The following is a 14,087-nucleotide window of genomic DNA, read 5'->3' as shown; positions in this document are numbered from 1 at the left end:
TCCTATCCCACTCCGCCGACCAGAATGGCCTGCCCATTGAGGTAGGCACTCTCGCGAGCGCCGAGAAAAACGGCGACGTCGGCGACGTCCTCCGGCGCGATCGGGCGCGGCATCGCCGCCCGGCGCGCGAGATACGCGGCGACCGCGCGGATATCGACCTCGAAGCCGCCGAAATACTCCCGGCTGACTCCGCTGTCGGCGAGCGTCGGGCAGATCGCGTTGACGCAGACACCGCGGCGCCCGACCTCCTGTGCCACGCTGCGAGTGAAGCCGATCACCGCCGCCTTCGCGGTCGCGTACGCGACTTCGTCCGCGCCGCCGGTCAAGCCGAGCGCGGAGGCGACGTTGATGATGCGGCCGCTGCGCCGGGGCAGCATCCGGCGCACCGCCTCCCTGCTGCAATAGAAGACGGTATCGAGGTTCACCCGCAGCATCCGGCGCCAGTCGGCGTCGTTGTGGAAGACCAGCGGCGAGCGCAGCGCGCCGCCCGCGTTGTTGATCAGCACGTCGAGCCGGCCCCACGTCTCGTCGGTGTGGGCGAACAGGCGGGTCACCTCGGCGGGTTCGGTCAGGTCGGCGACGAACGCGGAAACCGGTGCGGCGGCAACGGCTTCGACGGCCTTCACCGCCGCCTGCAACCGGGTCGTGTCGACATCGGTGAGCACCAGCGTGGCGCCCTCCTCGGCGTACCGGGTGGCGATGGCCGTACCGAAGACGCCCGCGGCGCCGGTCACCAGGGCGACGGAATCGTTCAGCCGGTTCATCGCCACCCCTGCCCGGCGAGCAGCACGCATGCGAGCGCATAGTCGCCGTCGTGGCTCAACGTCACTGCGGCGCCGGTGAGTCCGCGCCGCCGCGCCAGCGTCGCCATGCGGTGGTGCAGCAGCAGGCGCGGTGCGCCGGTCGTGCGGCATACCTCGATATCGCGCAGCCGCCGGGTCGCCGGGGGCACCCCGAGTCCGAGGTGCAAGGCCTTCAGCGTGGCTTCCTTGGCCCCGAACCGGGCCGCGAAATGCGGTGCCGGATCTCGGAACGCGGTGCAGTAGGCGATCTCGTCTGGACGGAACACTCGCTCGCAGAACGCATTTCCTGTGGTAAGTAAGGACCGTATCCGGCCGACTGCCGCGATATCGACCCCGGCCGACAGCGCGGTCGGGACCGAAATAGCTGGAAGCAGTACCGAATTCGATGCGGTGCGGGTCACGGTAGTCGCTCCGCGCCGACGGTTGCTCCGTAGTGCCGCTCGACTGCTCTGCGGTAGGCCAGGTTCAGGCCGATGACCGCCCGTTTCTTCGCCGCGGAGCGGGGGCCGGGCAGGTCGGCGTCCGCTCGGTATCGGCGCAGGCGCTGCCGGGTCAGCTCCCGGGAATAGGTTCGGGTGTACAGGTATTCGAGGCCGTCCTCGAGCCGGCGGACCGTCATGGACATCGGGGCCACCGAGGCCCGCAGGTGCGAGGGACCGCCGGGACCGGGGTCGATCATGCGGCCCGCGCGCAGATGTTCCGCGTGCAGCGGTACACCCGGACCGCTGCCGAGCGGGTTGAAATGACAGATCTCGATCTCGTTCTCGACGACGAACTCCAGGGTCCGCTCGAACACATCCGGTGTGTCACCGGCGAAGCCGAAGACGAACGACCCGATCACCCCGATACCCGCGTCGTGCAGCCTGGCGATGAGGGCGCGGTAGTCGGCCGGGCGGCTCCAGCTCTTGTCCGAGGCGACCAGGTTCTGCGGGTGGACCGACTCCAGGCCCAGGAAGACGAGCATGCACCCGGCGTGGCCGGCCGCCTCGGCCAGCGCCGGACGCTGCGCGATGGTGATGGTCGCCTGGCTGCCCCACAGCACCTGTCGCGGTGCGAGTTCGGCGAACAGGGTCCGGGCGTAGCGTGGGTTGCCCACGATGTTGATATCGGAGAACTGTACGAAATCGCCGCTGCGCGCGTCGATCTGCGCGAGCACGTGCTCGATCGGGCGGGTACGGAAGCGCTCGTGGTGATAGCGGGTCTCGATGCAGAAATTGCACGAGAACGGGCAGCCCCGGGTCGCTTCGACCGGGAACACGTAGTCGTGCGGCGGCAGATGCTCGGGCCCGTAGCGCGGCAGCGTCGCCAGATCCACCGGCCCGCCGGTGTATACGGGCCGTAGCCGGTCGCGGCTCGCATCCTCGAGTATCTGCGGCCATACCTGCTCGACCTCGCCGCGCACCACCGAGGCCGCGCCGATCCGCTCGGCCTGCGGGTCGTAACTGGGGAAGTACCCGTCGACGACGACCGGTATGCCCAGCGCGCCGAATCCGTGTACCAGCTCGCCGGTGCGCCGCTCGCCGAAGAACTTCGAGGTGACCGCCACCAGATCGATATCGGCGAAACGGGTGAAATCGGTGATGGGCGTAGCATTCTCGTCGAGCACGGTGGCCCGGTGCTCGACCGTGGTCATGGCGGCGCGGTAGGCCAGGTTCACCGGCACCGGGTTGAGCATGCGGTTGCCGTAGATCACGCTCTTGTCCCGGACGTCGGGATTCACGAACAGCACGTGCATATGCGCCGCCCCTCTCAGACTGGTGTCAGCACGTCGTCGGCGGCCCGGCGCACCACCAAGGTGCCGTTCTGGCCGCCGAGGCCGAACGAATTGGTCAGCGCCACCTGCACCGGCAATTGCCGCGCGGTACCCGGCACGTAGTCGAGATCGCATTCGGCGTCGCGATGGCGATAGTTGACGGTCGGCGGCACCGTGCCGGTGCGCACGCTCAGCACCGTGCTGATGAATTCCACCGCACCGCAGGCGGCGATGAGGTGGCCGGTCATCGACTTGTTCGCAGTGACCGCGAGACCGGTTGCCGCGCTGCCGAAGACGTGCTTGATGGCGATGGTCTCCACGCGATCGTTGAGCAGCGTCGCGGTGCCGTGCGCATTGACCAGTTGCACCTGCTCGGGGCGCACGTCCGCGTCGGCGAGAGCCGCGCGCATCGCCAGCGCGGCTCCCGCGCCGGCCGGATGGGGTTCGGTGAACCGGTGTGCGTCAAGGGATCTGCCGAAGCCCGCGACTTCTGCGTACCAGGGCGCCGACCGGGCGCGGGCGTGCGCCTCGGTCTCCAGCACGACCATGCCCGCGCCCTCGCCGACCACGAAGCCGGTGCGTGTGGCGTCGAACGGCCGGCCGGTCCGGCCGGGCAGGTTGTCGGTGGAGGGTGCGCCGAGCGCGACCAGCCCGGCCATGCCCAGCGGGTTGATCATGGAATCCATTGCGCCGCAGAGCGCGACGTCCAGACGGCCACCCCGGAGCAGCCGGAACGCGGTGCCGATCGCGTGCGCGCCGGCCGCACAGGCGGAGGTGACCACGGTGGCCGGGCCGGTGATACCGAGGTGCGCGGCCAACAGCCCGACCACCAGATCCTGTGGGTCGCGGATCAGTGAGACCGGATCGATCGCTGTCGCGCCCGCCAGCGGACTGGGCAGCGCGAACCGGCCGCTGTGGTCGAGATGGTTCGCGATATCGGTCATGCGCACCAGGCCGAGCCCGGCACCGAGCACCAGACCGACCCGGTCGGTGCCGACCAGCATCGACCGCCCTGCGCTCGTCAGGGCGCTGTCGGCCAGTGCCATGGCGCAGGCGGCGAGGGCGAAGCGCGCCTGCCGGTCCGCGTGCAGTGCCGCCGGAAACGGCCCGTCCCAATAGTCGGACAGCGCGAAATCGGCGACCTCGGCGGCGATCCGGGTCGGCAGCGACGAGGCGTCGAAGAGCGTGATCGGCGCCTCCCCGGAGCGGCCCGCGACCAGGTTGGCCCAGAACTCGCGGCGGCCGAGCCCGATGGGGGTGACCGCGCCGAGCCCGGTCACGACCACCCGGTTCACGGCGTCACCGGCTTGTCCGGCACCGACCGGATCCGCTGCACCGGCCACCCGGAGTAGTAGCGGAACCGATTTTCCTCGGCCGCGACCTCGGCCGGATCCCGAATGTCTTGCAGCACATAGTTCAGCCGCGCGATGCGCGCGATGGGCGTGGTCTCGTCGTAGGCCGCGCAGCTGAGCTGGGCCCACCGCCTGCTCAGGCCGAGCAGGCGCGCCTCCACCCGCATTGCCCGGCCGGGCGGCAGCTCGCCGACGATCTCGGCGCGATCGATCAGGCACAGGAACGCCGACACTGTGAAGTCGGTGCTGAAATGCACCAGCCAGCCTGCCACCTGGGCCATCGACTCGAGCAGCAGCGAACCGCTGAGCAGTCTGCGCCCCGCGTAACCGGCGCCCAGATGGTCCTCGGTGAGCGTGACATGTTTGACCGCGACCATGGATTCGCCCTTGGTCGCCTCGAGTACCCGGTCGTAGAGCAGGAACCGCATCACGTCCCCTTCGCCTCGAACGCGCCGAACACGACGCACTCGCTCTGGCCCTGGAACCCGGCGGCCAGGCAGGCGACGGCGGTGTCATCGCGTAGCCGCCGTGGCTTGTCCCGCACCAGGTCCACAGCCGAATTTGGTGCGGGGTACCGGAGATTCACGATCGGGGGGATGTAACGCTCGTTCAGGCTGAGCACGGCGAAGACGCTCTGCAACGGCAGCGCCGCTGCCAGTAGATGCCCGGTCGCTCCTTTCGTCGCCGTCACCGGCACGTGCCCGCCGAGCACCGCGTCGATCGCGGCCGCTTCGGTGGCATCGCCCGCGGGCAGGCCCGGCGCGTCGGCGTACACCGCGCCGATCCGCTGCGGTGGCAGCGCGCTGTCGCCGAGCGCCGCGGCCAGTGTGCGCTCGATCGCGTGGCGCGGCGGAGCGGGTTCCGGGCCGTCGGGCACGCCGACGGCCGCGCCGTGGCCGAGCACCTCGGCGAGTACGTGTGCGCCCCTTGACCTTGCGTGGCCGAGGGTCTCGAGTACCAGTACCGCAGCGCCTTCACCGGGCACGGTGCCGGTGCGGTCGCGGTCGAACGGCCTGCACGAGGCCGCCGCCGGATCGGTGGTCCGCGCGACCACACCGAAGTAGAGCAGGCGTTGCAGCGCAGCGAGATTCAGCCGCGGGCTGACACCACCGGCCAGCATGACCTCGGCGTCGCCTTCGGCGAGCATGCGCACCGCGGCCCCGATCGCCTGCCCGCCCGCCTCCCCGAACGGACTGAACGAGGCGTTCGGCCCGTGCAGTCCGTACTGCATGGCGATCTGACACAGCGTGGCGTTGTTCAGCATCACGATCGACACCATGGGCGAGATCGCGCGCCAGCCGGTGCCGCAGAACCGATCGATGTCGAATCCGCCGGTCTCGCCCCGGGATCGGCGCGCGGCCGGCTCCAGATCGGCGACGTCGTAGTCGATCATCGTGACGCCCAGCGTGATTCCCGTCGCGTCCCCGTCCATGTTGCCGCGATGCAGTTTCGCCGAGGTCAGCGCCTGACCGGCGGCGGCGAAGGCCATATGCGTGTGCAGCCGCATGGCCCGGGCGGCCTTGCGATCGGTGATCCAGTCCCGCGGGTCGATAGCGTGCACCCGGCCCGCTGCCAGGGGCCGGTCGACACCGGCGCGCAGCGTGAGGTGCTCGGCCAGCTCGCGCAGCGGTGCCACCCCGGATTCCCCGCGCAGCAAGGCCTGCCACTGGGTGCGCGGGTCGTTGCCCAGTGCCGACACCGCGCCAAGGCCGGTCACCACCACGCGTTCACCCATGACCGTCACCGTCGGCCGGGCCGGGCCACCGGCGCAGCACGATACTCGCGTTCTGGCCGCCGAACCCGAACGAGTTGCTCATCGCGACGCGCACCTCTTGTGTCCGAGCGGTGTTCGGTACATAGTCCAGATCGCAATCCGGGTCCGGGTATTCGTAGTTGATGGTGGGCGGCAGCTGACCGGTGCGCAGCACGTGCAGGCAGGTGACGCATTCGATCGCGCCCGCGGCCGCGATCGAGTGGCCGATCATCGACTTCTGCGAGCTGATCGGGATTCTGGCCGCCCGATCGCCGAAAACCTTGTGCACGGCCCGGGTTTCGGCCCGGTCGTTGATCAGCGTCGAGGTGCCGTGTGCGCTGATGTAGTCGATGTCCTCGGCCCGCAGCCCGCCGTCGACGAGGGCGCCCGACATCGCCAGTACGGCCCCCTCCCCGTGCGGCGGACTGTCGGTGATCCGGTACGCGTCGCAGGAGGTGCCGTAGCCGGCGACCTCGGCCAGCGGTGCGGCGCCGCGCCGCAGCGCGTGCCCGAGTTCTTCCAGCATGACGAACGCGGCGCCCTCACCCATCACGAAACCGCAGCGCCTGCGGTCGAACGGGCGGCTGGCCGCGGCGGGCCGGTCGTTGAACCGGGTGGCCAGCGCGGTGAGCAGGTCGAACGAGGAGATGCCGAGGAAGGTGAGCAGGGAATCGCAGCCGCCCGCCAGCACCATGTCCGCATCGCCCTCGCGGATCCACAGGGCGGCCTCGCCGATGGCCTGGGTGCCGGAGGCACAGGTGGCCGAGACCGTCATGGTGGGCCCGGCCGCACCGCAGACGTGCGCCAGGGCCGCCGCGGCGGCGTTCTTGCGCATGCTGTGCCGCTGCGCGGCCAGCAGGCCGACGAATTCCTTTTCAGGACCTTTCTTTCCGGCACGTCGGCTGGTGTGCAGCAGCCCGTCCAACGCGTCGATGTCGTACATCTGCCCGGACGATCCCACGCATACGCCGAACCGCTCCGGTGGGGTATCGGAGTGCGCGGCACGGTGGTTCGCGGCGGCGCCTGCGGCGAGCCCCAGTTGCACGCCCCGGGGCAGCGCCGCGCCGAACGCGTGATCGGCATCGGTGAGGTGCCCCGCAGAGGCCGCGGCGGCGAGAAAGCCGTCCGCGACCTCACCTGCGACCCGGGACCCGAGCCCGGAGGCATCGAAGCGGGAGGTCGTGCGGATGCCGGAGCGACCGTCGACGAAGCCACGAAAGCTCGTCTCGGCGTCCCAGCCGAGCGGGGTCACCATCTCCGCCGCCGTGACGACCACCCGGCGGGTGGGTGCTTCGCCGGACACCGCTCACTCCGCGATCGCGCCGGCGGGTGCGCCCGACTGCGCGGTGGCGGCCTCTGCCGCGGCCGCCTGTGCCCGGCTCTGCTCGACCAGCCGGGCGACCTCGTCGAGCTCGCGGATCTCCTCGAACCAGTTCTGGTTCAGCTCGTCTCCGGGGATCGCCACGAGTTCGGTTCCGCAGCTGTCACATTCGGCGCGGAACTCACCGTCGTCGTTGCGGCGGAAGGCCCGAGCGCCGCCGCAGGCCGGGCACTGCTCCGGGATCGTGTCCAGCAGCCGCCGGCACAGACCACTCCAGGTCTCCACCGTCCAGAGCGCGGCCACATCCTCGACCCGCATGCCGGGCTCGACCTTGCTGAGATCGACGCCGAGCAGGCGTTCGCGCACCAGGTACGCACCGAGCGGGGTGAGTCTGCGCAAGGTGTCGACCGCGGCGCCCGCGCCGAACACGTCTTCGGCCTGTTCGTTCAGATCGTCGCGCGGCACGGAGATCGGCAGGAACTGCTCTAGCCGGAACGTGATGTCCAGGAAGTCGATCGATTCCGCGCCGAGCTCCGGAATCAGCAGTTTGCCCGATGTCACGTCGTCGAGTTCGACGGCCAGTGCCAACGCGACCGCGTTGCGCACGATGTCGGACAGTTCGTCCGGACTCAGCATGGACGCCACGGCGTTCCTCCTCGGATCGGTGTACAGGTGGTTGTTCTGTCTGCGGCGCGGATCTCAGCCCTTGGCGGTGAGCCGGGCATAGCGGGCGAGCACGCCGTCGAGGCGGCGATAGAGTTCGTCGACCTCGTCGGTCGTGATGGTGAGCGGCGGCACGATGCCGATGGTGCCGCCGAGGCCCTCCGCGCCCTGGCTGCCGATGATCAGCCCGCTGAGGGCGAGCCGATCCTCGATCACCTGCCATTGCTGTTGCGGGATGGGCTCTTTGGTCGCGCGGTCCTTGACCAGCTCGATACCCATCAGCAGTCCGGCGCCGCGGATATCGCCGACGATGGTGTGCTCGCGCAGGTTCTCGAACTTGTCGAACAGGTACTTGCCGGTCTGGCGCACCTGATCGACGATGCCGTCGCGCTGCATGATGTCCAGCGTCGCCAGCGCGGACGCGCAGCACAGCGGATTGCCGTTCGTGGTGCTGCCGGTCGCGATGAAACCGTCGACGGCGGAGAGGAATTCACGGTAGACGACGTCGCGCACGACGACCGCCCCGAATGGCAGGTAGCCGCTGTTGATGCCCTTGGACAGCGCCATGAAGTCCGGCCGCACCCCGAAGTAGTCGGCGCCGAACCACTCACCGAGCCTGCCGAATCCGGTGATCACCTCGTCGTAGGCGAGCAGCAGGTCGTTGCGGTCGCAGATCTCGCGCAGCCGTTCGTGGTATTCGCGGGTCGGCACGATCGCGCCGCCGACGCCCAGCGCCGGCTCGACGAGCACGCCCGCGATGGTGTGCGCGCCCAGCCGCTCGATCATCAACTCGATCGTGTCCGCGCACGCGAGCGTGCACGTCCCGGCGCAACCGGATGCGCAGCGGTAGGCGTAGGGCGAGGGCGCGTGATGGAAGCCGGGAGTCAACGGCTCGAATTGCTTGCGGAAGCGGCGGAACGCGGATCCGGTGGCACTCAACGCGCCGTAGGTGACGCCGTGGTACGCCCGATCCAGCGCGATCACACCGAGTTTGGTGGTGTCGTCGCCGAAGCGGAGCCGCTGATACTGGCGCATCATTTTCAGCACGGTCTCGTTGGCCTCGGACCCGGTGGAGGCATAGAAGACGGTGTTCAGCCCCTCCGGCGTCACCGCGGCCAGACGACGGGCGTATTCGTCGGCCGCCTGATGGGTGGCGCGTTCGATCGGGAAGTAGAGCAGCTTGCCCGCCTGCTCGCGGATGGCGTCGATGATTTCCGGATGTGCGCCACCGAGACTCAGATTGCACAGACCGCCGAAGGCGTTGAGATATCGCTTGCCCTCGGTGTCCACCACCCACACGCCGTCCGCGGCGGCGATGCTGATGCCGCGCCTGCGAAAGCCGCGCATGTTGGTGAATCCGTGCCAGAATGTCGAATCCGGTTCCGAGGCAATCTGATTCGGCATGACACTCCTTGTGTGCTGGGTGTGATCCGTCCGAGTGCATTGACGATAGCCTTGGGTACGGCTGTGTTTCCTCGGCCGATCGATCACACCTGACTCAACGCTCGATGGAGTCCGCGGTAGCGCTCCGCAGACCATCGAGGGCCGGAGCCGCCGTTGTCCGCAGGGTCGCGAGATCCCAACCCGCGCGGCGACATTCGAGCCCGGCCGCGGCGGTCTCGGCGACGATCGTGCGCATGTCGACCGCCCACCACTGTTGCGTGCTGGCCGACTCCCGCAGCGTTCGCCCGTCCTGGGTCACCCGGCACAGCGTGGTCAATTCGATCCGTCCCGGCTTGTCGGCGGGCCGCGATCCGAGCCACAGTTCGTGGCGGCACCGGCCGATACGCGCGACACCGACCCGGATCGGCCGCACGGTGCGATCGGCGGGAAACGGAGCGGCATCCACGACCGCGCGACAGCCCGGGGCGAGTCGCTCGGCGAGCAACCGCCACAGCCGCCGCCGGTCCGCGGGCGGAAGGTAGCCGAGCACGCCGCAGGCGACCAAGCCGCCGAATCGCGCTGGCAAAGAGGTGTTTTCGAGCGTGGTCGCGGCGATGGTCACCTGCCGGGCCAGTGCCGGATCCGCCAGCACGCGGCTGGCGAGCGCCGCGCGCATGGCGGGTGAGGGCTCGATCGCGAGGATCGGGACGCCGGGCACCGCCGCGCCGAGGATCTCGACGACCAGCCCGGTGCCCGCGCCCACGTCCACGATGGGCGAATCAGCTTGCGCGGCAAGCGACATCGCGGCCACCAGGGCCGCGGTGCGCGGCTTCCAGTACGGGCGACCGGCGATATCGTAGAACTCTGCCGCGGCACCGTAGATATCGGTCATCACGCAGTGCCCCGTACGGTGGAGGGCAGCCGATGTTCGAGAATCTGGCGCATGTTGCGCAGTTCGAGCACATCGCAGGCGTGGAACAGCGGCCACATCGACCCGGGCCAGACGCGGCCGCGGCGCGGGGACAGGTGCGGATAGGGATTGCGGTCGTAGTACGGATGCCGCCAGATCGTCCACGACACCAGGGCGCCGCTGCGCCGCTGCACCCGGCGCGCGGACAACACGCGGCCGCAGAACACCATCCACAGATCGTCGCCCTGATCGAACGCCGATTCGTAGTCGACGGTGCCGACCTCCCGGTTGCCGGTGATGCGCAGGTGGATCTTCGTGCCGGGATCGGTGGCGTCCTCACCGACGTAGCGCCCGGTGCCGCCCTCGGGGCGGAAATTGCGCATGCTGTAGGTGAATTCCTCCACGCTGCGGATATCGAGCAGATAGTCGTAGAGCACTTCGGGCGGGCAATCGACGTGCTGATGCACGGTGTACACGTCCTGGTCGAGCGGGCCGTTGCGCAGTCGTTTGGTCAACGCCAGCAATTCACCGGTGGCGTCGGCGCGCGGCACCGTCTCGCATCGGAACAGCCCGGGAATGTCGTCGAGCGGGGTGGTCATGGTGTTCTCCCTCGGTTCCAGCGGTCGAGTTCGCGGCACAGTACGGGCGTCGGGAAGTAGCGCAATCCGAGGTCCCGGAAGTGCCGGGCGACAGGGGATTCGAGCATCATGACGTCGCCGACCACCCTGGCGCGGTGCTGCTCCGCGTCCACCCGGGGCATACGGCGGCGTGCGAACCTGGTGAGCGCGATATCGATGTGCGCGGCGTCGACGCGCACCAGTTCGTCGTCGAGTACCGCCGCCGATTCCATCGCCAGGGACGCGCCGATACCGGTGGTCGGCACCAGCCCGGCCGCGGCGTCCCCGAGTAGCACGACGCGTCCCCGAACCCATTGAGGGACAGTGACTTCCATCAGGTCCAGGCATTCGACCCGGTCGGCGTCGCGCAGCGTGCGCAGGATCACGCAGTCGTCGATGCGGCGGCGGTCGCTCGGCGGCCACTGATGCGGGGCCGTACCGTCGAACGCGCCTGAGATCGCCACGAAACAGGCCACTCGGTCCTGGGTCGGGTACGCCGCCACGATGCGTCGCAGGCCCCACGTCTCGTGCAGCTCGCCCGGCGGCGTGCTGCCGCGGCGGGCCCACCAGCACCAGATGCGCCAGCCGAAGTGGCGTTCGGCGGTGTGCAACCGCGCCTGCTGCCTGGTGCGCGAGCGGATGCCGTCGGCACCGACGACGAGGTCGAAATCGCCTTCGCGCCCGTCTGCGAAGCGCACCCGCACGGTCGAACCGATCTGGCGCATCCTGGCGACCTCGGTCTCCAGGTCGACCGGCGTGCCACCGTTGGCGGATTCGAGGATGGCGAGCAACTCGGCGCGCGGGGTGGCTCGCGGCAAACCCGTTCGCGCGCCCAATCGTTCGAGATCGAAGGTACGCAGCACGGCGCCGTCACGATCGTGCACGACATAGCGCCGCAGTGGCGCGCTGGTGTGGATGAACGAGTTCCACAGGCCGAGGTCACGCAGCACCCGGCTGCCCGCCGGCCACAGGGTGATCGCGGAACCGTGATGACTGTAACTGCTGATCGTGTCGATCACGGTGGGGCGCACGCCGCGCTGGCGCAGCCGCGCGGCCAGGGTCAGCCCGGCGATACCGCCGCCGACGATCAGTATTCTCACCTGTCCGCTCCCTGCGGCAGCGGTGCCGGAAGCAGTGCCGCGGCCGCGCTTTCGCCGGAGCGGCAGCAGGCCTCGAGCGAGGTGCCGAGCAGATAGTCACCGGCCAGGGCGATGCCGGGCAGCGGTGCGAGCGCGGCGGCGAGGGCGGTCAGGAAGGTGTCGTAGTGCGGCAGGTAGGCACAGTACGCGCGCGGCCAATGCCGGATGGCCGCCGCGGTTCTGGGCTGCGGCGACGTGCCGAGGTGGGCGCGCAGGCGCTGTTCGGTCTCGGTGACCAGCTCGAGCACGTCGGCCTCGGTGGGTTCGCTCAGGCGGCCGTGCTTACCGGAGAAGGTGTACCGGACAAGGTTTCTCGTCGTTGTGCCGTAGCTGCCGACGTTGCTGCACGGCTGGTCGTCCAGTGCGAGGGCGCGCACATCGGCGGCGAAGACGTCGTGCGCATAACTCACCACCGCGACCGTGGCCGGGCAGTATCGGACCGACCGCAGCAGCCCCGCAGCCGTTTCCGAGAGCTCGGCCAGCAACGGCGCCGCCGCGTAGGCGGGCGTGCACACGACGACGGCGTCATACCGGGTCCGGCTGGACCGACCGCGGGCATCGATCGCCTCGACGTATATCCGGTTCTCGGACCGCGTGATGCGGGTGACCGTGGTGCGGTAGCGGATCTCCGCGCACGCCTCGACACGGGCCAGCAGTGTGGCAAGGCCGGTGGTCGGCTGGTCGAAGCGGTCGAGCAGCATGCCCATGTTGACGCCGAAAGTGCCGAGGTAGCTTTCCTCGGGCTCGGCGCCGTTCATCCGCACGGTGATCGGCCGGAGGAAGTTGGCGGTGGTATCGCGGCCGAAATGTGCCGACAGCGGCCGATCGTCCCGGCGTGCCAGCTTCGCGGCGAGCTCGGAGCCGAGGAAGCGCGCCGACTCCGTCGCGCGGACTTTCCTGGCGAGCCCGTCGAGCTTGCCCAGGTCGCGCCAATCGCACATGCGCGCGATGGCGCGCAAGGTCTCGGTCCGGTGCGCGCTGTCGAGGGGGACCAGCTTGCCCGCCACGAGGCGAGCGGTGTTGATGCCGAACGGCTCGTATCCGGTCCCGCCCAGCAGCTCGAGCATCGCCCGCAGCCGGGTGTAGCGGCGCCCGATGTTCTTGCCGCCCAGCAGCACTGCGCGTCCGTCGAGTTCGGCGGCGCCGACGCGGCCGCCGACCCGATCCGCCAGTTCGAAGATCTCCACCGCACAGCCGGCCCGGCGCAGCGTCAACGCGGCGGAGACCCCGGAGACACCGGACCCCACCACCGCGACTCGTTCCGGTGTCGTCACGGTCGTACCCCCTTCAGCCCGAACCGGTTTCGTCGAGCAGGTCGAGGGTGACGGCGCCGATCGCCGCGCCCGCCTGCTGGAAGCCGACGCGCACCCGCCGCCGCGGGGAACCGGCAGCGCCGGAATATGTTTCGTCGATCGCAGCCGTGCAGTGCGTGACCAGGTCGGGCTCGCAGAAGTTGCCGAAGTCGACGTCGCACCCGACGAGAAGACAGCGCTGCGGTGGCACGCCTCGGTGCTCGGCCAAGGTCGCCAGACCCGCCTGGCGGGCGGCCTCCAGCAGCAACATGCCGGGCACGTGGTCCATCGGATGGTCGAAGAAGAACGGGTGCGCCGGATCGAAGACCAGCCGGAAGGACATGCCGCCTGCGATGGTCGTCACGCCATGCGCGAGCAGGACGTTCTTCGGGTGCTCCCGGCCGACCCGCTGCGGTGCGAGCAGCGCTGCGGGGTCGACGGGGTCCGCGGGTTCGGGCCCGCGCGCGAGCGTCTTCTTGCGGGCCTTCTCCCGGATGTAGTCGTAGTAGTGCTGGGGTAGCGGCAGCCACCGGCCGCCGGCTCTGGCGCACTCGTTGCCGTCGACGATGAGCGTCACGGGATGCTGCGCGAGCCGCTCGGAGGTACGAGCGTTGACGATGGTCACCACCCGCGCGGGCGCGGGCCCGGCACGCAGGAACTCGGGGGCGAAGACCTCGATCCGCATATCGCGGAAGACCAGGAACTGATTGTCCGGCACCTGGACGAACGCGTGCGCCACGTACTCGGTCACCTGGCGGGTGACCTCCATGATCGCGATCGGATCCAGGTAGTCCGGATTGCCGCCGTCGTTGAACAGCACGTGGCTGCGCGGCAGCATCGCGGCCACCGCCCATTCGCGCTTGCCGAGCACCGCGGCGTCGGTGAGGAACACCTCGTTGACGGCGCTGCGGTGCACCGTCGAGCGCGGCACGGTCTGCTCGAAGCGTAACTCCGACAGTGCGTTTCGGCTGCCATCGGACGAAGGACGAGTCGTTGTTGCGGTCGTGTCCACGGTTGCCTCTCGTCGAGGAGCGGGCCGGTACCGCGGCGAGCGGCTGCGGGGCCCGGCTACCGGGAGCGTATCGACGTCGACCGGCGCGA

The 14,087-nt window shown here is 69.7% G+C and carries 14 protein-coding genes; all 14 read right to left on the bottom strand.

Annotated elements, in window-relative coordinates; all coding sequences use genetic code 11:
- Positions 1 to 2: 2 nt before the first annotated feature.
- The gene (locus TY25_RS31315) at positions 3 to 764 is read right to left on the bottom strand and encodes an SDR family NAD(P)-dependent oxidoreductase (protein WP_042262255.1); all 762 of its coding nucleotides are present in this window, start codon (positions 762 to 764) and stop codon (positions 3 to 5) included.
- On the bottom strand, positions 761 to 1,204 hold the full coding sequence (locus TY25_RS43300; protein WP_162184241.1) for a holo-ACP synthase: 444 nt from the start codon (positions 1,202 to 1,204) through the stop codon (positions 761 to 763). The genes TY25_RS31315 and TY25_RS43300 overlap by 4 nt, the downstream gene beginning before the upstream one ends.
- Positions 1,201 to 2,538, bottom strand: a complete 1,338-nt coding sequence (locus TY25_RS31305; RefSeq protein WP_042262189.1) for a B12-binding domain-containing radical SAM protein — start codon at positions 2,536 to 2,538, stop codon at positions 1,201 to 1,203. The genes TY25_RS43300 and TY25_RS31305 overlap by 4 nt, the downstream gene beginning before the upstream one ends.
- A 14-nt stretch (positions 2,539 to 2,552) precedes the next feature.
- Positions 2,553 to 3,899 carry a beta-ketoacyl-[acyl-carrier-protein] synthase family protein gene (locus tag TY25_RS31300; RefSeq protein WP_201773728.1) on the bottom strand — a complete coding sequence of 449 codons (1,347 nt, stop codon included), beginning with the start codon at positions 3,897 to 3,899 and terminating at the stop codon, positions 2,553 to 2,555.
- Complete coding sequence (locus TY25_RS40905; RefSeq protein ID WP_052383309.1) at positions 3,848 to 4,336, bottom strand: hotdog family protein; 489 nt, start codon at positions 4,334 to 4,336, stop codon at positions 3,848 to 3,850. The genes TY25_RS31300 and TY25_RS40905 overlap by 52 nt, the downstream gene beginning before the upstream one ends.
- Complete coding sequence (locus TY25_RS31290; RefSeq protein WP_042262187.1) at positions 4,336 to 5,643, bottom strand: beta-ketoacyl-[acyl-carrier-protein] synthase family protein; 1,308 nt, start codon at positions 5,641 to 5,643, stop codon at positions 4,336 to 4,338. The genes TY25_RS40905 and TY25_RS31290 overlap by 1 nt, the downstream gene beginning before the upstream one ends.
- Positions 5,636 to 6,964: a beta-ketoacyl-[acyl-carrier-protein] synthase family protein gene (locus TY25_RS31285; RefSeq protein ID WP_052383308.1), complete on the bottom strand. Its 1,329-nt coding sequence runs from the start codon at positions 6,962 to 6,964 to the stop codon at positions 5,636 to 5,638. Before TY25_RS31285 ends, TY25_RS31290 begins: the two co-directional genes overlap by 8 nt.
- Before the next feature lie 3 nt (positions 6,965 to 6,967).
- On the bottom strand, positions 6,968 to 7,627 hold the full coding sequence (locus tag TY25_RS40900; RefSeq protein WP_052383307.1) for a phosphopantetheine-binding protein: 660 nt from the start codon (positions 7,625 to 7,627) through the stop codon (positions 6,968 to 6,970).
- A 54-nt stretch (positions 7,628 to 7,681) separates the two neighbouring features.
- Complete coding sequence (locus TY25_RS31275) at positions 7,682 to 9,049, bottom strand: aminotransferase family protein (protein ID WP_052383306.1); 1,368 nt, start codon at positions 9,047 to 9,049, stop codon at positions 7,682 to 7,684.
- 94 nt (positions 9,050 to 9,143) lie between these two features.
- Positions 9,144 to 9,920: a class I SAM-dependent methyltransferase gene (locus TY25_RS40895; RefSeq protein ID WP_052383305.1), complete on the bottom strand. Its 777-nt coding sequence runs from the start codon at positions 9,918 to 9,920 to the stop codon at positions 9,144 to 9,146.
- Positions 9,920 to 10,537 carry a hypothetical protein gene (locus tag TY25_RS31265; protein ID WP_042262186.1) on the bottom strand — a complete coding sequence of 206 codons (618 nt, stop codon included), beginning with the start codon at positions 10,535 to 10,537 and terminating at the stop codon, positions 9,920 to 9,922. Before TY25_RS31265 ends, TY25_RS40895 begins: the two co-directional genes overlap by 1 nt.
- Positions 10,534 to 11,655 carry an FAD-dependent oxidoreductase gene (locus TY25_RS31260; protein ID WP_042262185.1) on the bottom strand — a complete coding sequence of 374 codons (1,122 nt, stop codon included), beginning with the start codon at positions 11,653 to 11,655 and terminating at the stop codon, positions 10,534 to 10,536. The genes TY25_RS31265 and TY25_RS31260 overlap by 4 nt, the downstream gene beginning before the upstream one ends.
- Positions 11,652 to 12,968, bottom strand: coding sequence for an FAD-dependent oxidoreductase (locus TY25_RS31255; RefSeq protein WP_042262184.1), 1,317 nt, complete (start codon positions 12,966 to 12,968; stop codon positions 11,652 to 11,654). Before TY25_RS31255 ends, TY25_RS31260 begins: the two co-directional genes overlap by 4 nt.
- A gap of 13 nt (positions 12,969 to 12,981) precedes the next feature.
- The gene (locus TY25_RS31250; protein ID WP_081869221.1) at positions 12,982 to 13,998 is read right to left on the bottom strand and encodes a ScbA/BarX family gamma-butyrolactone biosynthesis protein; all 1,017 of its coding nucleotides are present in this window, start codon (positions 13,996 to 13,998) and stop codon (positions 12,982 to 12,984) included.
- Positions 13,999 to 14,087 lie beyond the last annotated feature (89 nt).

The organism is Nocardia brasiliensis NBRC 14402 (genome assembly GCF_000308475.2).
GTDB lineage: Bacteria > Actinomycetota > Actinomycetes > Mycobacteriales > Mycobacteriaceae > Nocardia > Nocardia brasiliensis.
The sequence above is the reverse complement of the archived record's forward strand: the minus strand, read 5'-3'. Positions and strand labels throughout refer to the sequence as shown.